This window comes from Streptomyces sp. NPDC058231 (genome assembly GCF_042882275.1).
In the GTDB taxonomy this organism is placed as follows: Bacteria; Actinomycetota; Actinomycetes; order Streptomycetales; family Streptomycetaceae; genus Streptomyces.
Map to the genome: position 1 here is coordinate 263404 of NZ_JBHVWN010000002.1, position 21910 is coordinate 285313.

The following is a 21910-nucleotide window of genomic DNA, read 5'->3' on the forward strand; positions in this document are numbered from 1 at the left end:
CTGACAATGGGCCTCGACGTCCTCCCGGCCTGTGGACAACGCCACGGTCGGACCCGGGGAAAACCCGGCCGGAATCCCATGAGAATGGATGTTCGATTTTGGTGTCAAGCGCACCACGCCGGACCGACGTGCCCCCAGAGTAGCGCCCTAGCACCCCGGATTCAGGGAGTCAAGGAGACATGGTCGGCGCCATGCTAGATTCCGGCCTTATGGGGACATCACCGACAGGGAGAGTGGCTCTGGTCGCCGGTGCCACGCGAGGTGCGGGCCGCGGTATCGCCGTTCAGTTGGGGGCGATCGGCTCGACCGTCTACGTCACCGGGCGGACGACCGGGGGCCGGCGGTCGGAGATGAACCGTCCGGAGACCATCGAAGAGACCGCGGCCCTCGTGGACGAGGCGGGCGGCCACGGGATTCCGGTCCGGGTGGACCATCTCGTGCCCTCGGAGGTCGGCGCGCTCGTGGCGCGCATCCGGCGGGACCACGGCTGCCTGCACGTACTCGTGAACGACATCTGGGGAGCCCGGATCGAGTGGGACAAGCCCGTCTGGGAGTCCTCCCTGGACACCGGGCTGCACACCCTGCGTCTCGCCGTCGACACCCACGCCGTCACCAGTCACTTCGCGCTGCCGCTCCTCATCGAGCAACCCGGCGGCCTGGTCGTCGAGGTGACCGACGGAACGGACGAGTACAACGCCGCCCACTACCGGGTCTCCTTCTTCTACGACCTGGCCAAGGCATCGGTGAACCGGATGGCGTTCGCCCTGGCGCACGAGCTGAAGCCCCACGGCGGGACCGCGGTGTCGCTCACGCCCGGCTGGCTGCGGTCCGAGGCCATGCTCGACGCCTACGGCGTCACCGAGGCGAACTGGCGCGACGCGGTCGCCCGCGTGCCGCATTTCGCCATCTCCGAGAGCCCTGCCTTCGTCGGCCGCGCCGTGGCCGCCCTCGCGCAGGACCCGGAGGTGGCGCGCTGGAACGGCCGGTCGCTGTCCAGCGGGCAGTTGTCACAGGTCTACGGCTTCACCGATCTGGACGGGAGCCGGCCCGACGCCTGGAGATACGTCCCCGAGGTCCAGGACGCGGGCCGGCCGGCCGACGTGACCGGCTACCGCTGAACCCGACGCGGCCGCCGGTCCACCGCGGCCGGCCGTCTCAGCTCCGCTGCTCCGGGACGTGGGGCCCCTGGGCGTCGACGCCGCCGTTCCGGGGAGCACCGCTCGCGCGACGCAGCCGCGAGAGCACCGAATCGCCGCGCCGCCGCTGGCGGCGGCCGTGCACCCGCGGGTCGTCCGTCACGTCGTAGCGCTTCACATAGGCACCGAGGAACGCCTGGAGCGTGGCGACGGCCGGGATCGCGATCAGCGCGCCCACGGCACCCATCAGCGCCGTCCCGGCGATCACCGAGCCGAAGGCGACGGCCGGATGGATGTCGACGGTCTTCGAGGTGAGTTTGGGCTGCAGGACGTAGTTCTCGAACTGCTGGTAGACCACGACGAATCCGAGCACCCACACGGCGTACCAGGGGTCGATGGTGAACGCGATCAGCATCGGCAGGGCGCCTGCCAGATACGTACCGATCGTGGGGATGAACTGCGAGACGAGGCCGACCCAGACCGCGAGCGCCGGCGCGTACGGCACGCCGAGGATCACCAGCAGGACGTAGTGCGCGATCCCGGAGATGAGCGCCATCAGCCCGCGCGAGTAGAGATAGCCGCCGGTCTTGTCGACCGCGATCTCCCAGGCGCGCAGCACTTCGGCCTGCCTGGCGGGTGGCAGTACCGAGCACAGGGCGCGGCGCAGCCGCGGGCCGTCGGCCGCGAAGTAGAAGGAGAACAGGAAGATCGTCAGCAGCCGGAAGAGTCCGCCGAGCACGGTGGTCGAGATGTCGAGCACGCCGGTCGCGCTGTTCTGGACGTACTTCTGCAGCCAGTCGGAGTGCAGCAGGCTGTCCTGCACCTCGAGGCGCGAGAGCTTGGTGTGGAAGCTCTGGTTGACCCAGTTGATCACCGAGTCGAGGTATGCGGGGAAGCCCTCGACCATGTCGACGATCTGGCCGGCCAGCATCGAGCCGAGCAGCACGACGAATCCGGCGCCGCCGATCAGGACCACGAGGAAGACCAGGAAAGTGGCCAGACCGCGGCGCACGCCCCGCGCCGACATCCGGCTCACCGCCGGCTCTATGGCGAGCGCCAGGAAGAAGGCGATCAGCACATTGATCAACAATCCGATGAGCTGGTCGAATGCCCAGCTTCCCAGTCGGAAACAGGCGTAGAGCGCCAGGGCAAGAACCATGGCGCGCGGCAGCCAGGCCGGCATCCGGGCCGGTCCGGTGCCGGACGGCCGGGCCGGTGGCACAGCCGGCGGGAGGGGCGGGGCGATGGGCTGCTGGGTCTGGTCTGTCTCGTCTGTCGGTGCCACGGACCCAGTCTCGCCTACGGATACGACTGTCGGCCGCCCGCCCCGGAGGCCGAGCCGGCCGTCAGCGCTTGTCGGCGGGGATGCCGACCGCCGTGCAGACACTGCGCCACACGTCCTTGGCCTCCCAGCCCGCAGCCAGCGCCTGGTGCACCGTACGCCCGCCGAGCTCGGCCATCACATGGTCGCGGGCGAAGGAGTCGGCGTACCCCGCACCGAAGTGGTCCGCCATCCGTTCCCAGAAAATCGTCAACCGCATGACATCAGTATCCCGCTCCTGAGAGTGCAGCCGGGCCGCTATGCCTCGCCGAGAGGGTCCACCGGCCTACGGTCGGTCCATGGCTGGAACAGGAGTAAGCCCCCTCAACCGCGCCGAGCAGTTCATCTGGCTCACGGCCCGTGTCCTCGAACAGCGGCGCTTCGCCCACCATTTCCTGGACGGGAGCGCAGACGCCGTGGAGACGGCGCTCGCCGCCCATCTCAACGAGGACGGCGGCTACGGGCACGCTCTTGAACCCGATCTGCGCGGCCCCGTCAGCCAGCCCCTGCACACCGCCCATGCACTGAGCGTCCTCGACTCCATCGGGCGCTGCAACGGTCTGCGGGTGGAGCGGATCTGCCGCTTCCTGACCGATGTGTCGACCAAGGAGGGGGCCCTGCCGGCGCTCCTCGCCACGCAGCGCGGTTACCCGGCCGCGCCGTTCATCCCGGTCGTCGAAGATCCTCCGGCCGAGCTGCTGGCCACCGGTCCCGTCGTCGGGCTGCTGCACCGCAACGCGGTGTGGCACGCCTGGCTCTTCAGGGCCACGGATTTCTGCTGGACGGCGGTCGACGCGCTCCGGACGTCGCATCCGTACGAGATCGAGGCGGCGGTCGCCTTCCTGGACGGCGCTCCGGACCGGTCCCGGGCGGAGGCCGCGGCGGACCGCCTCGGGCGGCTGGTACGGGAACAGCGGCTGGCCGTACTGGACCCGGAACGGCGCGCGGAGTACCCGGTGGCGCCCGGGTACGCGCCGGGCGAGCAGCACTTCCCGTACGACTACGCCCGCACTCCCGAATCGCTTGCCCGCCACTGGTTCACCGACGAGGAACTGGAACGCTCGCTCGACCATCTGGCGGCGGAGCAGCAGGACGACGGCGGCTGGCCGGTGACCTGGCGCCAGTGGGCGCCGGGCACCGCTCTGGAGGGCCGCCCGATCGTGACGCTCAAGGCGCTGCTGACCCTGCGGGCCCACGGGCGCAGTCTCGGCTGAGGCCACCCGGGACTCCATGGCACGCCGGCTATCCGAGCGCGCGCACTCCTGCCGTCACGACCACGGCGGCCCCCACCACCACCAGGAAGGGGGCGCGCAGCACCAGTGCGAGCGCCGCGGCGGCAAGCCCCGCACCCCTGGCGTCGAGCGCCAGCTGCTGACCGTCACCGAAGGTCTGCTGCGCCGTGAGGGCGGCCAGGAGCGCCACCGGCAGGAGCGCGGCAAGGCGCTGCACGACCGGGCGTTCCAGCGCGCCCGCGGGAACCAGCAGTCCCAGCAGTTTCGCCAGATAGCAGCCGACGGCGGTGAGGGCGATGGCCATCCATACGTTCATCGGGCGTTCTCCGTGGTGGTCGCGTCCTTGGCCGGGCTGTCACCGGGTGATCCGGTCCGGCGTCCGGTCAGAAAAAGGACCGCAGGTGCGGCGAGTGCGGAGAGCAGCACCGGCACCCCGGCGGGCAGCACCGGGAGCAGTCCGAGCGCGAGCAGAACGGCGAGCGCCGCGGTGACGCGCTCCGTGGTGCTCTTCAGCATGGGCGCGAGCAGGGCGAGGAAGACGGCGGGGCTCGCGGCGTCCAGCCCCCAGGTGTCGGTGTCGCCGAGCGCCTTGGCGCCCACCGATCCCAGCAGCGTGGTCAGGTTCCACAGCACGTACAGGGTGAGACCGGTGACGGTGAAGCCGATCCGTGCGGCCCGTCTGGTGGGCTGGGGCAGCGTCACCGCGGTCGTCTCGTCGATGACCCACTGTGCGGCGAGCGGCCGCACCGCGCGCGGGAGTGCGAGCAGCTGTGACAACCGCAGACCGTAGAAGGCGTTGCGGACGCCGAGGAAGAAGGCCCCGGCGGCGGCGGTGTACGGATTGCCGCCCGCTGCGAGGGCGCCCACCAGCGCGAACTGCGAGGCGCCGGTGAAGACGAGGAGGCTGAGCGCACAGGTCTGGAGCAGGCTCAAGCCGGAGCCTGCCGAGGTGACGCCGAAGGCGAAGCCGGAGAGCCCCACGGCTATGCCGACACCGAGTGCGTCACGGATGACGGCTGCGTCCGGCTTCGCCTCGCCGCCGGTCCGCCCGCCGCCGGACACGCCGCCGCCGACCGTCCCGGCGTCGGCTGTTTCCACTGTCGTGCCGAGTCTTTCTGGGGATGCTGTCTGTTCTGCCACGCCCGGAACGTTACGCGTACAAATCGGGACCCGTCTTGTACGTTCTTGCGCGTTCGCGCTGGTAGGCGCCGGGTGGCACACCCACGATCCGGGTGAAATGACGGTTGAGGTGCGGCTGATCGGTGAAGCCGACCTCGGCCGCGGCGACCGCCGGTGCGACGCCGGCGTCGAGCATCCGCCGCGCACGCCGTACCCGCGCGTCGGTGAGCCAGGTGTGCGGCGGCATCCCGTACTGCTTCTTGAACGCCCGCAGCAGGGCGAACGGGCTGGCGCCGAGTTCGGCGGCGAGCTCGTTGAGCGTCGGCGGCCTGGCCATCCTGCTCTCCAGCACCGCGCGCGCCCGCTCCGCGTCCCGGGCGCCGGCCGACCGGGGCGCGCGAGTGGGCAGAACGGTGCCATGACGGCTGAGCAGCCGCGCGACCAGGATCCGCAGCACGCTGTCGGCGGCGAGCGCGTTGCCCTCCTCGGCCGCCCGGTGCACCTCGCCGATGAGCCGGGAGGCCTCCGGATCCACGACGCAGGCCTCGGAGAACCCGACCGTGCCGCGCGGGCCGGTGGTGTCGGCCGCGACGTCGTCGATCACTTGCGTGGAGGGGTACAACGTGGCGTACACCCAGCCGTCGGGGTCCCCCGCCCGGGCGGTGTGCGGTACCTCAGGGTTGATCATGACGACGGTGCCGGGGCCCGCGTGCACGGTCCGGCCCGGCAGTCCGACGTCCTCGACGCCCCGCGTGACGGTGCCGAAGACGTAGCCCTCGTGGCTGTGGCGGGGGAAGGTGTGACGGACGTACCGGGCACGCAGCAGATCGAGGTCGGGCAGTTCCGCGTACTGCCAGTGCCTCGCCCACTCGCCCGACGCGGAAGCCGGGGCCGAAAGCGCCGCCATACCCGGATTCTCTCAGGCACCGAACGCTGTGACCGTCCGTTGTCAGTGGCCGGGTGCACGATGGGGGACATGGCCGGCTCCGCGCTCGATTCGTTCTCCCCCGCCACCCGCAGCTGGTTCGCGGGTGCCTTCAGTGCGCCGACGTCCGCGCAGGAGGGCGCCTGGCGGGCGATCGGCGAAGGTTCGGACGTCCTGGTCGTCGCGCCCACCGGATCGGGCAAGACACTCGCCGCGTTTCTCGCCGCGCTGGACCGGCTGGCGGCCGTACCGCCGCCCGCCGAGGCGAAGAAGCGCTGCCGTGTGTTGTACGTGTCGCCCCTCAAGGCCCTCGCGGTCGATGTGGAGCGCAACCTCCGCTCGCCGCTGACCGGCATCCGCCAGGAATCGGTGCGCCTCGGGCTTCCCGAGCCCGACGTGCGAGTGGGTATCCGGTCGGGCGACACCCCTCCCGCCGAGCGACGCTCGATGGCGACCCGCCCGCCGGACATCCTGATCACCACCCCCGAGTCGCTGTTCCTGATGCTGACGTCGTCCGCGCGCGAGGCCCTGTCAGGAATCGAGACGGTGATCCTGGACGAGGTGCATGCCGTCGCCGGTACGAAGCGGGGCGCCCACCTCGCCGTGTCGCTAGAACGGCTCGACGAGCTGCTGCCGCGTCCCGCGCGCAGGATCGGCCTGTCGGCGACCGTGCGCCCGGTCGACGAGGTGGCACGGTTCCTCTCCCCGCAGCGGAAGGTGGAGATCGTCCAGCCGCCGTCCACCAAGGAGTTCGACCTCTCGGTCGTCGTGCCGGTGGAGGATCTGGGCGAGCTCGGCGGCTCCCCCGCCGCCGACCCGGATCAGGCGGGCCAGGCGGACAAGCCGTCGATCTGGCCGCATGTCGAGGAGCGGATCGCCGACCTCGTCCAGGCGCACCGCTCCACCATCGTCTTCGCCAACTCCCGCCGTCTCGCGGAGCGGCTGTGCAACCGGCTCAACGAGATCGCGTACGAGCGGGCCACCGGCGAGACGCTGCCGGAGGCCCACTCCCCCGCCGAGATCATGGCCGAGTCCGGTGCGGCGAAGGGCGCCCCCGCCCTGCTCGCCCGTGCCCACCACGGTTCGGTCTCCAAGGAGCAGCGTGCCCAGGTCGAGGAGGACCTCAAGGCCGGCCGGCTGCCGGCCGTGGTCGCCACCTCCAGTCTGGAGCTCGGCATCGACATGGGCGCCGTCGAGCTGGTGGTCCAGGTGGAGTCGCCGCCGTCGGTCGCCTCCGGTCTGCAGCGGGTCGGCCGCGCCGGGCACCAGGTCGGTGCGGTCTCCACCGGGGTGGTCTTCCCCAAGTACCGTGGTGACCTGGTGCAGGCGGCGGTGGTGACCGAACGGATGCGCACGGGTTCGATCGAGGCGCTCCGGATCCCGTCGAACCCGTTGGACGTGCTGGCTCAGCAGCTCGTCGCCATGGTCTCCCTGGACACCTGGCAGGTGGACGATCTGCTGTCGGTGACCCGCCGTGCGGCCCCCTTCGCCTCCCTCCCGGAGTCGGCGTTCACCGCCGTGCTGGACATGCTGGCCGGCCGCTATCCGTCCGACGCCTTCGCCGAGCTGCGTCCACGCGTGGTCTGGGACCGCGTCGCCGGCACGGTCACGGGCCGGCCCGGTGCCCAGCGGCTCGCCGTCACCTCGGGCGGCACCATCCCCGACCGGGGGCTCTTCGGGGTCTTCCTCGCCGGCGCCGACCCCAAGAAGGGCGGCGGGCGGGTCGGCGAGCTGGACGAGGAGATGGTGTACGAGTCCCGGGTCGGCGACGTCTTCACGCTGGGCACCACGTCCTGGCGGATCGAGGACATCACCCGCGACCGGGTCCTGGTGTCGCCCGCCCCCGGCGTTCCCGGGCGGCTGCCGTTCTGGAAGGGCGACCAACTGGGCCGCCCCCTGGAACTCGGCCGTGCGCTCGGCGCGTTCCTCCGCGAGGTCGGTGCCCTGTCGCCCGAGGACGCCAGGTCCCGGCTGCTCGCCGCCGGTCTCGACACCTGGGCCGCCGACAACGTCCTGTCGTACATCGGCGAACAGCGCGCCGCGTGCGGCCACGTCCCGGACGACCGGACCATCCTCGTCGAGCGGTTCCGCGACGAGCTGGGCGACTGGCGGGTGGTCGTGCACTCCCCGTTCGGCGCGCAGGTCCACGCCCCGTGGGCGCTCGCGCTGAGCGCGCGCCTGGCCGAGCGGTACGGCATGGACGCCCAGGTCATGCATGCCGACGACGGCATCGTGCTGCGGCTTCCCGACACCGACATGATGGGCCTGGACCTCCTGGACTTCGATCCGGCCGATGACCCGGTCCGGGAGCCGGCTGCCCCGCGCGCCGCACCGTACGACAGCGAGGAGCCGCCTGTCGGCGCCGCCGATGTCGCCTTCGACCAGGGCGAGATCAACCAGATCGTCACCGACCAGGTCGGCGGTTCGGCCCTGTTCGCCTCCCGGTTCCGCGAGTGCGCGGCGCGTGCGCTGCTGCTGCCCCGCCGCAGCCCCGGAAAGCGCACGCCGCTCTGGCAGCAGCGCCAGCGTGCGGCCCAACTGCTCCAGGTCGCCTCCGAGTTCGGCTCCTTCCCGATCGTTCTCGAAGCGGTCCGCGAATGCCTTCAGGACGTCTTCGACGTCCCCGGGCTCGTGGAACTGATGGGTGATCTCGAAGCGCGGCGCGTCCGTCTGGTCGAGGTGACCACCCAGGAGCCCTCGCCCTTCGCCCGCTCGCTCCTCTTCGGCTACGTCGCGCAGTTCCTGTACGAGGGCGACTCGCCGCTGGCCGAACGGCGGGCGGCCGCCCTCTCGCTCGACTCCCATCTGCTCGCCGAACTCCTCGGCCAGGCGGAACTGCGCGAGCTGCTCGACGCCGAGGTGCTCGGCGAGCTGCAGCAGGAGCTCCAGTGGCTGACCGAGGACCGCCGGATCAAGGACGTCGAAGGCGTCGCCGACCTGCTCCGCGTCCTCGGCCCGCTCACCGACGCCGAGTTGGCCGAACGCGGCGCCGAGCGGCCCTGGGCCTCGGAGCTGGCCTCGGCACGCCGGGCCATCCAGGTGCGGATCGGCGGAGCCGACCACTGGGCGGCGATCGAGGACGCGGGCCGGCTGCGGGACGCGCTGGGTACCGCCCTCCCGGTCGGTGTCCCGGAGGCGTTCACCGAACCGGTGAAGGATCCGCTCGGTGACCTCCTCGCCCGCTACGCCCGTACGCACGGGCCGTTCACCTCCGCCGAGGCCGCCACTCGCTTCGGTCTCGGGACCTCGGTCACGGACGGCGCGCTGCAACGGCTCGCCGCGTCCGGCCGGATCGTCCAGGGGGAGTTCCACCCCGCCGGCATCGGCCAGGAGTGGTGCGACGCGACGGTCCTGCGCCGGCTCCGCCGCCGTTCGCTGGCCGCACTCCGCCAGGAGTTGGAGCCGGTCCCGCCCGCCGCCCTCGCCGGGTTCCTTCCTCAGTGGCAGCATATCGGGAGCAGCAGCCTGCGCGGAATCGACGGACTGGCCCGCGCCATCGAGCAGTTGCAGGGTGCGCCTGTCCCCGCTTCGGCGCTGGAGAAGCTCATCCTGCCGGGGCGCATCGCGGGGTACACCCCCGCACTGCTCGACGAGCTCACCACCACCGGCGAAGTGGTCTGGGCGGGCGCGGGTGCCCTGCCCGGCAAGGACGGCTGGCTGTCCCTCTATCTCGCGGACAGCGCCCCCCTGCTCCTCCCGCCGCCGCACCCTCTCGAACTCAGCGCACTGCACGAGTCCGTCCTGACCGCCCTGACCGGCGGTTACGGCCTCTTCTTCCGCCAGATCGCCGATCAGGTCCGCGCCACCACCCACCCGGACTGCACCGATCCTCAACTGGCCGACGCGCTCTGGGACCTGACCTGGTCCGGCCGGCTGACCAACGACACGCTGGCCCCACTGCGTTCACTCCTCGGCTCCGGACGCACGGCGGGATCGACCGCCCACCGCGCCAAGCGCACCGTCCCGCGCGGCCGTTACGGCTCACTCACCGCGACGGCCCGCCCCGCGTCGCGCACCGGACCGCCCACCGTGTCAGGCCGCTGGTCGCTGTTGCCCACCGCCGAGCCCGACCCCACGCACCGCGCGCACGCCCTGGCGCGTACCCTCCTGGACCGTCATGGTGTGGTGACCCGCGGCGCGGTCCAGGCCGAAGGGGTCGAGGGCGGGTTCGCCGCGACGTACCGCATCCTCGCCGCCTTCGAGGACAACGGACAGGCGCGCCGCGGCTACGTCGTCGAGGGGCTGGGGGCGGCCCAGTTCGCCATGGACGGCGCGGTCGACCGGCTCAGGGCCGCGTCCACCGCCCGTGACCGTGCCGAACCCGGCGCGGCGTCCCGCGCGCTCGTTCTCGCCGCCGCCGACCCGGCCAATGCGTACGGCGCGGCCCTGCCCTGGCCCGAGCCGCCGGACGGTGCCGGACACCGGCCGGGCCGAAAGGCGGGCGCCCTGGTGGTCCTGGTCGACGGCGAGCTGACGCTGTACATGGAGCGTGGCGGCAAGACGCTGCTCGCCTGGCCGGCCGACCCGGAGGACCCCGCGCTCCGGGCGGCGGCCGAGGCGCTGGCCGCCGCGGCCCGCGCGGGGTCGCTCGGCACCGTCACGGTGGAGCGCACCAACGGCGCCTCGTCCCTGACCTCGCCGCTGGGGCGCACGCTGGAGGCAGCCGGTTTCCACGCCACCCCGAGGGGACTGCGTCTGCGCGCCTGATTCCGTGCGCCACCCGGCTCACCCGCCTCCGAACCCACACGGCCGTGCGCCCCTCGCCCGCGCCGCTCCGGCACCACGCATCATGGAGGTATGCCCGAAGGAGACACCGTCCTGCAGACCGCCGTACGGCTGCACTCCGCGCTGGCCGGTGACGTCCTCACCCATTCCGACCTGCGCGTCCCCCGGTTCGCCACCGCTGACCTCACCGGCCGGGCGGTTCTCGACGTCACCCCGCGCGGCAAGCATCTCCTCACCCGGATCGAGGGCGGGCTCACCCTGCACAGCCATCTCCGCATGGAGGGTGCCTGGCGCGTCTACACCCCGGGCGAGCGCTGGAGGGGTGGCCCGGCCCACCAGATCCGCGCGGTCCTCTCCACCGCCCGTCACACCGCAGTCGGATACCGTCTTCCCGTCCTCGAACTCCTCCGCACAGCCGACGAGGAGAAGGCCGTCGGACACCTAGGGCCCGACCTGCTGGGTCCCGGCTGGGATCCCGACACCGCGCTGCGCAACCTGCTGGCCGATCCCGTCCGGCCCCTCGGCGAGGCCCTCCTCGACCAGCGCAATCTGGCCGGCATCGGCAACGTCTACAAGGCCGAACTCTGCTTTCTGGCGCGCGCCACCCCCTGGCTCCCGGTGGGTGAGCTGCCGGCCTCGACCATGGTCCGTCTGGTCACCACGGCCAAGCAGCTCCTCGAAGCCAACCGCGACCGCCCGGACCGCACGACCACCGGTACACGCCCGCGCGGCTACGGCCCCCGTGAGCGTCTCTGGGTCTACGGCAGGACCCACCGCCCCTGCCTGCGGTGCGGCACCCCCATCCGCAGGGCGGAGCAGGACACCCGCCCCGCTTTCTGGTGCCCTCGCTGCCAGTCGGGCCCCACCCCTTAGTCGACACTTCGTCACCTCCGGTGAGGCGGGCCCGGGCCACCCCGTCTCGCGCACGGCGGCACGGGCCCGCCTCGCATGCGTCCCCGGCACCGTGGACGGGGCCCGGCAGGCTCCCCCTCGCGCTCCACCCGCAGGTCGGGTGCCTGCCGCAGACCCGTGAACGATCTCCGCCGCGGGTGGTGAACCCCACACCCGCCGGCTCGATGTCACGGACCGCAGTCGGCTCGGAATCGCGCTCGCCGCGGCGGCCGGGACGGCATCCTGACCACCGTCGCCGGCCGCCTGCGTACGCCCATGGCCCGCCTCGCGACGGCGCGCGCGTGGCAGGGGACCGTCCAGCCGTCCGGGATGCCACCGGGCGAGGACCTCAAGCGGGAGCGACGGTACGGACGTCCCGTTCGGCCGGTCGGGTGAGCTCGATGCTGTCGTCCACAGGTCGCGCAGCCGGGGTCTTTGCCGTCATGACCGGTCGGAACCGCCGCCCGGGCGGCGGTATCGCCATGCCCTGGCAGTGCGCCACGCCGTCCGGGCCAGGCGCAGCCCGGTCGCGCGCCATTCGGCCACGCCGCCGGTCCCCGCCTCTTCCCCAGCGGTCCCGTCGGCGCCGGCAGGCCGGGCCGCTGCGGCCACATGTACGGGCAGCAGGCTCAGTCCCCACCCGCCGGCCATGACCGCTCCCTCGACCAACCCGGCATGTTCCGGCTGAAGCACCAGCCGGAGTACGGCCCACCACCACACCCCACCGAGAACGAGCGCGGGCGCCCACCGCCGCACCATGGCTGCCTCCTCCGGCCGAACCCCGTCCGGCCCGATCACCCGGCGGGTGGGCGCACCGGCTCCGTACCGGCGTGCGCGTCACAGACGGATACCGTGACCCACGACGCCACCCCCGGTGTGTACCGGGGGCTCGGTCGCGGGTCGCGGCCCGGCCTGTGGCATGAAGCAGCTCTCCGGACGGATACCGCTTCAGCATTGCGTGATCTTGGTGACCGTGGCTTTCTCCCTTGCAGTCTCGCCCGGGACCACCGGAGCCGCATCCAGAACCGGCGCCATCGCCCCTGCCCGAGGCAGCGGACGGCGCATCGCACGTCATTTCGGTGTCGCGCGGCGTTCATCTCGGCCGACGAGCATGCGGCTGGCCACCCGTATTGCACCTGACCGAACCGGTGAACACATGAAGAGACGAACCGCCGCCGCGCTGACCCTCGCCGTCTCCGTGGTGCTGACCTCGCCCCTGCCGGCGCTGGCCCACAGCAGCGGATCCGGCAGCTATGCGACGAAGACGCCGTACGCGCCGCAGCAGGACATACGGAGGTACGAGCAGGCACCCCGGGGGTTCGTCCCGGTGTTCACCGAGACCGTCGCCCGTCACGGTTCGCGCGCGGCGACCAGCAGCGAGGACGGGGACCTGATCCTCGCACTGTGGAACGAGGCGAAGAGCGAGGACGCGCTCACCCGCGACGGGATACGGTTCGGCGGCGAGACGCAGGCGCTGCTCGACGCGATGGCCGGAAGCGGTTACGGAAACCTCAGCGGCCGCGGCAAACGGGAGATCCAGGACACCGCCGCGCGGATGCAGCAGCGGCTTCCGGGCCTGTTCTCGCGGATCGCCGAGGATGGTGAGCGGATCGATGTCGTCAGCTCCGGCAAGGACCGCGCGGTGGACAGCGGCAACATTTTCGCCGCAGCTCTCACCGAGAACGATCCGGCGCTGAAGCCGCTCATCGGCCCCGCCAGGACCGACCCGGACCTGCTCTACTTCCACAAATCGGCGGGCGGCGCCGAGTACCGCGACTACATCGAGAACGACGAGCGGCTCTCCGCCACTCTTCGGAAGATCACCGACCAGCCCGCCACGCACCGCGCGGCCCGCAACGTGCTGAGGAAGATCTTCAAGCCCGAATTCGCCGACCGGATCTCGGCCGGCGAATTCGCCTCGATCGGCACCGACGTCGAAGCCGCGCAAGCGGTCTACGCCCTTTACAGCATCGCTCCGACGATGAGCGACGAAGGCGACTGGAACATGCGGCGCTACATCGCGCCGCGCGATGCCGCCTGGTTCGCCTACCTCAGCGACGCGGAGGACTTCTACGAGAAGGGACCGGGTTTCACGGGCAGCGACATCACCTACCGGATGGCAAACGTCCTGCTCGACGACTTCTTCGCAAAGATCGACGACAAGCGGGCGGGAACCGGCGATCTGGGCGCGGAGCTGCGGTTCACCCACGCGGAGGAGATCATCCCGCTGGCCGCGCTCATGAAGCTGCCGGGCAGTACGCAGCAGGTGTCGCAGACCCGGCCGTACACCTACGAAGACAACCCGTGGCGGGGCTCGTCGGTGGCTCCGATGGCCGCGAACATCCAGTGGGACCTGTTCCGGAAGGGGAGCAGGTATCTGGTGCGGATGCTCTACAACGAGAAGCAGACCGCGTTCAAGCAGGGCTGCGCGCCGGTGTCGAGGGGCAGCTACTTCTACGACGTGGACGAGCTGAAGCGGTGCTTCGGGCGGACCGCGTCCTGAACAGAAGAGCCCCGTCCGACCCCGCAGAAGGGGGTCGGACGGGGCTCTCCGGATCACACCGGACCGTGCGGGTCAGGCAGCGACGACATCCACCGCTTCGGCGGGCGCCTTGATCGTCACCCGTCCCGTCGGCACACCTGCCACCGACGTCACGGAAACCGAATTGAGCATCGGACGTACCGGCGCCGGCACCGGATCACTGGCCGCTGCCGACTCGGCCAGCTCAGCCAGCGACAGTTCATCGCTCACTTCACGCATGAGCTCGGACATCCGTACGTCAAGCGCGTCGCAAATGGCGGAGAGCAGCTCGGAGGATGCCTCCTTCTGCCCCCGCTCCACCTCGGAGAGATAACCGAGCGAGACTCGGGCGGACGAGGAGACTTCGCGCAGAGTACGGCCTTGGCGCTGGCGCTGCCGACGCAGCACGTCACCAAGCAGGCGACGGAGCAGAATCATCGGTGGCTCCCTCCTCGGACCGCGTAGCCGCATCCTTCACGCCCCACCGTACCGCCTCGCGCTGCGGCCGTGCGGGGAGCGATGTCGTGTTCACTCAGGGCTGCAAACATCAATTCCCCCCGTTCTGTTCCGTATCCTGTGCGCTCGCATTCTCGCCGAGTTCCCCGGACAGCAGTGCGAGCACGCTCCGTACGCTCTCTCTACGGATGTCCGTCCGGTCGCCGTTCAACCGCAGCGCGGTTACTTTCTCCGCACCGTCAGGACCCGCCACCGCGACGTAAACCGTCCCGACCGGCTTGCCGTCCTGCGCCTCGGGCCCCGCGACGCCGGTGGTGGACACACCCCAGTCTGCACCGAGAAGCCGTCGCACACCGATCGCCATCTGGCGCGCAACCTCGGGATCCACTGCGCCGCGGGCGGTCAGCAGGGCTCCGTCGACGGCAAGCACCTCGCGCTTGAGCGGCGTCGCGTACGCCGTGACGGACCCGCGGAAGGAGTGCGAGGCTCCGGGTACGGACGTCAGTTCCGCCGCGACCAGGCCGCCGGTCAGCGACTCGGCGACGGCGAGGGTCTCACCGCGTTCCACGAGCTGCTGCAGCACCCTGGCCGCGGCAGTCACCGCTCGGCCTCCGCCGGACCACGGGCCGCGGCGGCCTCGGCGGTCCTCTCGGCGGCCGCCGCGGCTCGCTCCGCCGCCAGCCCCTGGCGCCGCAGCACGACCGCCTGGCGCACGTAGTCGAGTCCGGTGACGACCGTCAGCACGACGGCCACCGCCATCACCCAGAAGCGCAGGGTGGCGAGCGGCCCGGTCAGCGCCAGGACGTACATCCCGACGGCCGTCCCCTGCGCCAGCGTCTTCATCTTTCCGCCGCGGCTGGCCGGGATCACCGCATGCCGGATCACCCAGAACCGCATCAGCGTGATGCCGATCTCCCGGAAGAGGATCACGCCCGTGACCCACCACGGCAGATCGCCGAGGTACGACAGGCAGATCAGGGCGGCTCCCATGATCGCCTTGTCGGCGATCGGGTCGGCGATCTTCCCGAAGTCGGTGACCAGGTTGTACGTACGCGCCAGATGCCCGTCGAAGAGGTCCGTGATCATGGCGACGGCGAACGCGGCCCAGGCGAAGGACCGCCAGGCGGGGTCGTAGCCACCGTTGTGGAGCAGCAGGACCACGAAGCCGGGAACGAGCAGCAGCCGCGCCATGGTGAGGAGGTTGGCGATGTTCCACAGGCTGGCCTGGTTGACGGCCGCAGTGCCCAGCTTGCCGCCGCGGACCGGCTTCGCGCCGGAACCGCCTGCCGCGGATGCCGGGACTCCGGTCATCTGGCTACCTCCGCAAACTCGGAACACTCGGCCACCAGATCCACTCCCTCGGTGCCCACCACCTTTGCCTCGACCATACGGCCCGGCACAAGACCCTCGCGTGCGGTGAAGAGCACCTGGCCGTCCGTTTCGGGCGCCTGGTGCGCGGCACGCCCGACGGCCCGCGGCTCGTCCTCGGTGGGGTCGACCGACTCCACCAGCACCTGCAGCGACTCCCCGAGGCGTTCCTCGGCGCGCTGTGAGGTCAGCTCCTCGGCCAGCTGCGAGATGTGCGCCAGACGCTCGGCGATGACGTCGGCGTCCAGCTTGTTGTCGTAACCGACGGCCTCGGTGCCGTCCTCGTCGGAGTACCCGAAGACGCCGATGGCGTCGAGTCCGGCCCCCGTGAGGAAGCGTTCCAGCTCGGCGAGGTCCGCCTCGGTCTCCCCCGGGAAGCCGACGATGAAGTTCGACCGCGCACCGGCCTGCGGCGCCTTGCCGCGGATGGTCTCCAGAAGCTCCAGGAAGCTGTCGGTGTCACCGAAGCGGCGCATCGCCCGCAGCACCCCGGGGGCGGAGTGCTGGAAGGAGAGGTCGAAGTACGGGGCGACCTTCGGCGTCGACGTCAGCACGTCGATGAGCCCGGGCCGCATCTCTGCGGGCTGCAGGTAGCTGACCCGGATCCGCTCGATGCCGTCGACGTCGGCAAGATCGGGCAGCAGCGTCTCCAGCAGCCGGATGTCGCCGAGGTCCTTGCCGTACGAGGTGTTGTTCTCGGAGACCAGCATGACCTCCTTCACACCCTGCTCGGCCAGCCAGCGGGTCTCCTGCAGTACGTCCGAGGGGCGCCGCGAGATGAAGGAGCCGCGGAAGGACGGAATGGCGCAGAAGGTGCAGCGGCGGTCGCAGCCGGAGGCGAGCTTCACCGAGGCGACCGGGCTGGTGCCCAGCCGGCGGCGCAGCGGGGCGCGCGGCCCGGAGACCGGAGCAACCCCCTCCGGCAGGTCCGCGGGGGCCGGAGCGGCCTCCTGGGCGTGCCCGGGCAGCGCCACGGCGGCGTCCTGGCGCTCGGCCGGGCTGATCGGCAGCAGCTTGCGCCGGTCACGCGGGGTGTGCGAGGCGTGGATGCCACCGTTGAGGATGGTCTGGAGTCGGTCGGAGATGTCGGCGTAGTCGTCGAATCCGAGGACTCCGTCGGCTTCCGGCAGGGCTTCGGCAAGGTCCTTGCCGTAGCGCTCGGCCATGCAGCCGACGGCGACCACGGCCTGGGTCCGGCCGTGGTCCTTCAGATCGTTGGCTTCGAGGAGTGCGTCGACGGAGTCCTTCTTGGCGGCCTCGACGAATCCACAGGTGTTGACGACGGCTACATCGGCGTCGGAGGCGTCCTCGACGAGCTCCCAGCCGTCCGCTGCCAAGCGGCCTGCGAGCTCCTCCGAGTCCACCTCGTTACGGGCGCAGCCAAGAGTGACAAGGGCGACGGTACGGCGTTCGGGCATGGGCTCAAGACTACTTTGTCCTGGCACTCGCCCCGCCGAGCAGGGTTCCCTGTGACAGCGAGTGACAACGGGACGAGCGCCCGGCGGGAAGGCCGGGCGCTCGTGTCACGCAGTGCTGTCGGTCAGCCGACCTCGGGGTCGCCCTTCGTGTACGTCAGGCGCTCGACCTGACCGGGCTGGAACTTGTCCTCGACCTTCTTGCCGTTCACGAAGAGCTCGATCGAACCGGCGTCACCGAGGACGAGGTCGACACGCTCCTTGTCCTGGAAGGTCTTGGACTGGCCCTTCAACAGCAGTCCGTCGAAGAGCTGCCGCCCGTTGTGGTCCTTGGCCGAGATCCAGCTCTTGCCCTGAGTGGCGCTGAGCTTGACCGTCACCTTGTCCCGCGGGGCGGCCGCGATGGCGCTGTCGGAGGGTACGGGCTTGGGGTCTGCGGGCTTGGTCGGCTTCGGCTTGGGACTGGTCGTGTTGGGCGTCGAGCCCTCCGCGACCTGCGTGGTCGTACCGCCGTCGTCACCCCCCTTGAAGAAGGTGAAGCCGACGAAACCGACGACGACGACGATCGCCGCGACCATGGCCGCGGTCCAGTTGGGCCGACGCGGCTCGGAACGGATCCGCTCGGCCTCGAACAGAGGCGCTGCGGGCGTGGGCGCGGGACGGCCGCCGTGCTCGGCGTCGTACTGCGAAACCAGCGGTTCCGGATCGAGACCGACGGCACGCGCCAGGGTGCGGATGTGGCCGCGGGCGTACACGTCGCCGCCGCAGCGGGAGAAGTCGTCCTCTTCGATCGCGTGCACGATGGGGATGCGCACCCGGGTGGACGAGCTGACCTCTTCGACCGTGAGACCTGCGGCGATTCGAGCCTGCTGAAGCACTCGACCGATCGAAGGCCGGTCGTCTTCGGGGGAGTTGCCGATGGACACGGGGGCGCCTTTCGAGCGTGAGCCACCTGCTGGATGTTCAGTCTAGGGGGGGTACGAAAGGGAGGGGCAACCGGGAGGGAGGACTTTGTACGCCATCAGATTCGAACACAGTCCCGTTATCCGGACCGCCCCGTGGAAGAACATCCTGCCGTCCCTCCCTTCAACTTGACGTACGACCCGACGAAACGGTTGCCCATCAAACCCTTACGAACCGCTTTCCCCGCGAATCTGTGCCAACACCCCGTCCAGCTCGTCCGGTTTCACCATGACATCGCGTGCCTTGGACCCCTCGCTGGGGCCCACGATGTTCCGCGACTCCATGAGGTCCATCAGCCGGCCGGCCTTCGCGAAGCCGACCCGCAGCTTGCGCTGGAGCATCGAGGTGGACCCGAACTGGGTCGAGACGACGAGTTCGGCGGCCTGGCAGAGCAGATCGAGGTCGTCGCCGATGTCCTCGTCGACCTCCTTCTTCCTGGCGGTGCCGACCACGACGTCCTCGCGGAAGACCGGCGCCATCTGATCCTTGCAGTGCTGGACGACGGCCGCGACCTCGTCCTCGGTGACGAAGGCGCCCTGCATACGGGTCGGCTTGTTGGCACCCATCGGCAGGAACAACCCGTCGCCCTTGCCGATGAGCTTCTCGGCGCCGGGCTGGTCGAGGATGACCCGGCTGTCGGCGAGCGACGAGGTCGCGAAGGCGAGCCGGGAGGGCACATTCGCCTTGATCAGGCCGGTGACGACGTCGACCGAGGGCCGCTGGGTCGCGAGGACCAGGTGGATACCGGCGGCGCGCGCCAGCTGGGTGATCCGGACGATGGCGTCCTCGACATCGCGCGGGGCGACCATCATCAGGTCGGCGAGCTCGTCGACGATCACCAGCAGGTAGGGGTAAGGGGACAGCTCCCGTTCGCTGCCCTCCGGCGGTTTGACCTTGCCGTTGCGCACGGCCTGGTTGAAGTCGTCGATGTGCCGGTACCCGAACGCCGCGAGGTCGTCGTACCGCAGATCCATCTCCCGCACGACCCACTGCAGAGCCTCGGCGGCCCGCTTGGGGTTGGTGATGATCGGCGTGATCAGGTGCGGGATGCCCTCGTACGCGGTCAGCTCGACGCGCTTGGGGTCGACCAGCACCATCCGTACGTCGTCCGGGGTCGCCCGCACCATGACCGAGGTGATCAGGCAGTTGATGCAGGACGACTTGCCGGAACCGGTCGCACCGGCCACCAGCACATGCGGCATCTTCGCCAGGTTGGCCATCACATAGCCGCCCTCGACGTCCTTGCCGAGCGCGACCAGCATCGGGTGGTCGTCCTCCGCCGCGTCCGCGAGACGCAGCACGTCGCCGAGGTTGACCATCTCGCGGTCGGTGTTGGGGATCTCGATGCCGACGGCGGACTTCCCCGGGATCGGGGAGATGATCCGGACGTCGGGGCTGGCGACGGCATACGCGATGTTCTTCGCGAGCGCGGTGATCCGCTCGACCTTCACGGCCGGCCCGATCTCCACCTCGTACCGGGTCACCGTCGGTCCACGGGTGAAGCCGGTGACCGCGGCATCGACCTTGAACTCGGTGAAGACGTTCGTCAGGGCGGCGACGATCACGTCGTTGGCCGCGCTGCGGGTCTTGCCCGGTCCGCCGCGTTCCAGCAGATCGAGCGAGGGCAGCGCGTACGTGATGTCGCCGGACAGCTGGAGCTGCTCGGCGCGGGCGGGCAGCGACGGGGACTGCGAGGGTGCGGGGGCGGGCTTCGTCAGATCGGGTACGCCGCCGGAGGGTGCCGGGCTCCTCTCCGCGGTCCGGTCCGGTTCCGCCGCTCGGGCCGGTTCCGCGCCCCGGGCTCCGGGGAGGGGTGTGACCGAGCGCTCGCGGTCCCTCTCGACGGAGACGCCCTGGGTCAGGTCGGCGACGATCGGCGAGGGCGGCATGCCGTTGAGCACCGCGCCGTCGAGCGCGGCGGCCGCGGCCGCCGCGACATCCACCGCGTCCATGGTGCGGTTCATCGCGGGCTGCACGGACGGCCTGCGCGGCCTGCGGCGCTTGGACAACGCCTCGGCCTCCGCCTGCTCCGGGTCGTACTCCTCGGGCACCTCGGAGCGGCGTACGGAGGCACGCCTCGAGCGGGCGGGCAGTGCGTCGCGCCACTGCTCGTCGTACCGCTCGTCGTCGTTCTCGTCCTCGGCCTCGGGGTCGTACATCGGGTCGACGATCCCCAGCTTGGAGCCGAGCAGTCGCAGCCGCTGCGGGATGGCGTTCACCGGGGTCGCGGTGACGACGAGCAGACCGAAGACGGTGAGCAGGAGCAGCAGCGGTACGGCGAGGACCTCGCCCATGGTGAAGACCAGCGGCTTGGAGGCCGCCCAGCCGATGAGTCCGCCGGCGTCCTGCAACGCCTCGGCGCCGTCCGCCCGGCCGGGCGATCCGCACGCGATGTGGACCTGTCCGAGAACCCCGATGACCAGGGCGGAGAGCCCGATGACGATACGGCCGTTGGCCTCCGGCTTCTCCGGGTAGAGGATCAGCCGTACGGCGATGGCGCCCAGCAGTATCGGCACGAGCAGGTCGAGCCGGCCGAAGGCACCGGTGACGAGCATCTCGACGAGATCGCCGACGGGTCCTTGCAGATTCGACCAGGTGCCCGCCGCCACGACCAGTGCGAGACCGAGCAGCAGCAGAGCGACGCCGTCCTTGCGGTGGGCGGGATCGAGTCCCTTGGCGCCGCGCCCTATGCCGCGGAACATCGCGCCGACGGCGTGGGCCGCGCCGAGCCAGACGGCGCGGACCAGCCGGTACACGCCTCCGGTGGGTGACGGTGCGGGCCTGGCCGCGGCGGGCTTCTTCGCCACCGCTTTCCTGGCCGGGGCCTTCTTCGCGGGTGCGGACTTCTTCGCGGCGGTCTTGCCGGCAGGCACGGCTTTCTTCGCCGGCCCCGCGGTACGGCCGACGCGCTTCGCGGTGCCCGCGGTGCCCTGGGAACCCTTGCCGGACGTACGTGAGGCCATGGGCCGAGGTTACCGGTGTTGGCCGCCGTGAACACGTGCCCCTCCTGGTTCACCCGACCGTGTCGCCGTGCGGGGGCCCGAAACTGACGAGCACTCACCGGACACCGGCTGGGCGGCGCCCCTCGAAGCCTGTTCCCCGGCAGGGGAGTTCCGCGAGGGGAGACGCTAGGAGGGAATCACTGCCGGGCCGCCTCCGGTGCCGGGCTCCAGGGCGTCCAGAGCGCGCCGCAGTCCGGTCAGTTTCCGCTCGAGATGGGCGGCGGTGGCCACCGCCGCGGCGTCCGCCGACTCGTCGTCGAGCTGCTTGGAGAGAGCTTCCGCCTGCTCCTCGACGGCCGCGAGGCGTGCCGAGAGCTCGGCCAGCAGACCGGCAGGCTCCTTCTCCTGCTCCACGCCCGGGTGGCCGTTGCCCTCCAGCTGCAGCCGAAGCAGCGCCGCCTGCTCACGCAGCTGGCAGTTCTTCATGTACAGCTCGACGAAGACCGACACCTTGGCGCGCAGCACCCAGGGGTCGAACGGCTTCGAGATGTAGTCCACCGCGCCCGCCGCGTAACCGCGGAAGGTGTGGTGCGGACCGTGGTTGATCGCGGTCAGGAAAATGATCGGGATGTCCCGGGTCCGTTCCCGCCGCTTGATGTGCGCGGCGGTCTCGAAACCGTCCATTCCTGGCATCTGGACGTCCAGCAGAATGACCGCAAAGTCGTCCGTGAGCAGCGCTTTGAGCGCTTCCTCCCCTGACGATGCCCGTACCAGCGTCTGATCGAGCGCAGAGAGGATGGCCTCCAGCGCCAGCAGATTCTCCGGCCGGTCATCGACCAGGAGGATCTTGGCCTTCTGCACCATGGCCCGTCCTCCTCGCCCCGGAATCGCACCGG

The 21910-nt window shown here is 70.9% G+C and carries 17 protein-coding genes and 1 pseudogene; 5 read left to right on the forward strand and 13 right to left on the reverse strand.

Annotated elements, in window-relative coordinates:
* The first annotated feature begins 233 nt into the window (after positions 1-233).
* A complete protein-coding gene (locus ACFVXE_RS02665; protein WP_389668510.1) occupies positions 234-1118 on the forward strand; it encodes an SDR family oxidoreductase in 885 nt (294 codons plus the stop codon).
* A gap of 37 nt (positions 1119-1155) precedes the next feature.
* On the opposite strand, the gene ACFVXE_RS02670 is transcribed toward ACFVXE_RS02665, so the two are convergent.
* Together ACFVXE_RS02670 and ACFVXE_RS02675 are read right to left on the reverse strand one after the other, a co-directional pair.
* On the reverse strand, positions 1156-2319 hold the full coding sequence (locus ACFVXE_RS02670) for an AI-2E family transporter (RefSeq protein WP_389668512.1): 1164 nt from the start codon (positions 2317-2319) through the stop codon (positions 1156-1158).
* A gap of 163 nt (positions 2320-2482) precedes the next feature.
* Positions 2483-2677: a DUF3046 domain-containing protein gene (locus ACFVXE_RS02675; protein WP_389668458.1), complete on the reverse strand. Its 195-nt coding sequence runs from the start codon at positions 2675-2677 to the stop codon at positions 2483-2485.
* Between the two features lie 79 nt (positions 2678-2756).
* Here ACFVXE_RS02675 and ACFVXE_RS02680 point away from each other — a divergent pair, with 79 nt between their 5' ends.
* Complete coding sequence (locus tag ACFVXE_RS02680) at positions 2757-3671, forward strand: hypothetical protein (RefSeq protein ID WP_389668460.1); 915 nt, start codon at positions 2757-2759, stop codon at positions 3669-3671.
* Positions 3672-3699: 28 nt separating this feature from the next.
* Here ACFVXE_RS02680 and ACFVXE_RS02685 read toward each other — a convergent pair whose 3' ends face one another.
* Genes ACFVXE_RS02685 through ACFVXE_RS02695 form a run of 3 tightly spaced genes read right to left on the reverse strand, consistent with a single transcriptional unit; the run spans position 3700 to position 5715 of the window.
* Entirely contained in the window at positions 3700-4005 is a 306-nt protein-coding gene (locus ACFVXE_RS02685) for an AzlD domain-containing protein (protein ID WP_389668462.1), read from the reverse strand.
* A complete protein-coding gene (locus ACFVXE_RS02690; protein WP_389668464.1) occupies positions 4002-4829 on the reverse strand; it encodes an AzlC family ABC transporter permease in 828 nt (275 codons plus the stop codon). The genes ACFVXE_RS02685 and ACFVXE_RS02690 overlap by 4 nt, the downstream gene beginning before the upstream one ends.
* Before the next feature lie 10 nt (positions 4830-4839).
* On the reverse strand, positions 4840-5715 hold the full coding sequence (locus ACFVXE_RS02695; protein WP_389668466.1) for an AraC family ligand binding domain-containing protein: 876 nt from the start codon (positions 5713-5715) through the stop codon (positions 4840-4842).
* 69 nt (positions 5716-5784) lie between these two features.
* On the opposite strand from ACFVXE_RS02695, the gene ACFVXE_RS02700 reads away from it, so the two are divergent.
* A complete protein-coding gene (locus ACFVXE_RS02700; protein ID WP_389668468.1) occupies positions 5785-10440 on the forward strand; it encodes a DEAD/DEAH box helicase in 4656 nt (1551 codons plus the stop codon).
* 90 nt (positions 10441-10530) lie between these two features.
* Positions 10531-11331, forward strand: coding sequence for a DNA-formamidopyrimidine glycosylase family protein (locus tag ACFVXE_RS02705; RefSeq protein WP_389668470.1), 801 nt, complete (start codon positions 10531-10533; stop codon positions 11329-11331).
* A gap of 459 nt (positions 11332-11790) precedes the next feature.
* On the opposite strand, the gene ACFVXE_RS02710 is transcribed toward ACFVXE_RS02705, so the two are convergent.
* On the reverse strand, positions 11791-12108 hold the full coding sequence (locus ACFVXE_RS02710; RefSeq protein ID WP_389668472.1) for a hypothetical protein: 318 nt from the start codon (positions 12106-12108) through the stop codon (positions 11791-11793).
* 397 nt (positions 12109-12505) lie between these two features.
* Here ACFVXE_RS02710 and ACFVXE_RS02715 point away from each other — a divergent pair, with 397 nt between their 5' ends.
* The gene (locus tag ACFVXE_RS02715) at positions 12506-13852 is read left to right on the forward strand and encodes a histidine-type phosphatase (RefSeq protein WP_389668474.1); all 1347 of its coding nucleotides are present in this window, start codon (positions 12506-12508) and stop codon (positions 13850-13852) included.
* A gap of 72 nt (positions 13853-13924) precedes the next feature.
* Here the strand turns inward: ACFVXE_RS02715 and ACFVXE_RS02720 are convergent, their stop codons facing one another.
* From ACFVXE_RS02720 to ACFVXE_RS02750, 7 genes and pseudogenes are all read right to left on the reverse strand, one after another.
* On the reverse strand, positions 13925-14308 hold the full coding sequence (locus ACFVXE_RS02720; RefSeq protein WP_389668476.1) for a helix-turn-helix domain-containing protein: 384 nt from the start codon (positions 14306-14308) through the stop codon (positions 13925-13927).
* Positions 14309-14417: 109 nt separating this feature from the next.
* Positions 14418-14927, reverse strand: coding sequence for a CinA family protein (locus tag ACFVXE_RS02725; protein ID WP_389668478.1), 510 nt, complete (start codon positions 14925-14927; stop codon positions 14418-14420).
* Positions 14924-15637 (reverse strand): CDP-diacylglycerol--glycerol-3-phosphate 3-phosphatidyltransferase, encoded by a 714-nt coding sequence (gene pgsA / locus ACFVXE_RS02730; RefSeq protein WP_389668480.1) that lies wholly within the window; start codon positions 15635-15637, stop codon positions 14924-14926. The genes ACFVXE_RS02725 and pgsA overlap by 4 nt, the downstream gene beginning before the upstream one ends.
* Positions 15634-17112, reverse strand: coding sequence for a 30S ribosomal protein S12 methylthiotransferase RimO (rimO, locus tag ACFVXE_RS02735; protein ID WP_389668481.1), 1479 nt, complete (start codon positions 17110-17112; stop codon positions 15634-15636). Before rimO ends, pgsA begins: the two co-directional genes overlap by 4 nt.
* 122 nt (positions 17113-17234) lie before the next feature.
* Positions 17235-18035, reverse strand: a complete 801-nt coding sequence (locus ACFVXE_RS02740; protein ID WP_389668483.1) for a helix-turn-helix domain-containing protein — start codon at positions 18033-18035, stop codon at positions 17235-17237.
* A gap of 204 nt (positions 18036-18239) precedes the next feature.
* Positions 18240-21088, reverse strand: a pseudogene (locus ACFVXE_RS02745) (DNA translocase FtsK).
* A gap of 112 nt (positions 21089-21200) precedes the next feature.
* A complete protein-coding gene (locus ACFVXE_RS02750) occupies positions 21201-21878 on the reverse strand; it encodes a two-component system response regulator (protein WP_389668485.1) in 678 nt (225 codons plus the stop codon).
* Positions 21879-21910 lie beyond the last annotated feature (32 nt).

Coding starts and splice junctions, on each gene's coding strand:
- ACFVXE_RS02670 (WP_389668512.1), bottom strand. CDS start 2,319: ATGCCGGCCTGGCTGCCGCGCGCCATGGTTCTTGCCCTGGCGCTCTAC.
- ACFVXE_RS02675 (WP_389668458.1), bottom strand. CDS start 2,677: ATGCGGTTGACGATTTTCTGGGAACGGATGGCGGACCACTTCGGTGCG.
- ACFVXE_RS02680 (WP_389668460.1), top strand. CDS start 2,757: ATGGCTGGAACAGGAGTAAGCCCCCTCAACCGCGCCGAGCAGTTCATC.
- ACFVXE_RS02685 (WP_389668462.1), bottom strand. CDS start 4,005: ATGAACGTATGGATGGCCATCGCCCTCACCGCCGTCGGCTGCTATCTG.
- ACFVXE_RS02695 (WP_389668466.1), bottom strand. CDS start 5,715: ATGGCGGCGCTTTCGGCCCCGGCTTCCGCGTCGGGCGAGTGGGCGAGG.
- ACFVXE_RS02700 (WP_389668468.1), top strand. CDS start 5,785: ATGGCCGGCTCCGCGCTCGATTCGTTCTCCCCCGCCACCCGCAGCTGG.
- ACFVXE_RS02705 (WP_389668470.1), top strand. CDS start 10,531: ATGCCCGAAGGAGACACCGTCCTGCAGACCGCCGTACGGCTGCACTCC.
- ACFVXE_RS02710 (WP_389668472.1), bottom strand. CDS start 12,108: ATGGTGCGGCGGTGGGCGCCCGCGCTCGTTCTCGGTGGGGTGTGGTGG.
- ACFVXE_RS02715 (WP_389668474.1), top strand. CDS start 12,506: ATGAAGAGACGAACCGCCGCCGCGCTGACCCTCGCCGTCTCCGTGGTG.
- ACFVXE_RS02720 (WP_389668476.1), bottom strand. CDS start 14,308: ATGATTCTGCTCCGTCGCCTGCTTGGTGACGTGCTGCGTCGGCAGCGC.
- pgsA (WP_389668480.1), bottom strand. CDS start 15,637: ATGACCGGAGTCCCGGCATCCGCGGCAGGCGGTTCCGGCGCGAAGCCG.
- rimO (WP_389668481.1), bottom strand. CDS start 17,112: ATGCCCGAACGCCGTACCGTCGCCCTTGTCACTCTTGGCTGCGCCCGT.
- ACFVXE_RS02750 (WP_389668485.1), bottom strand. CDS start 21,878: ATGGTGCAGAAGGCCAAGATCCTCCTGGTCGATGACCGGCCGGAGAAT.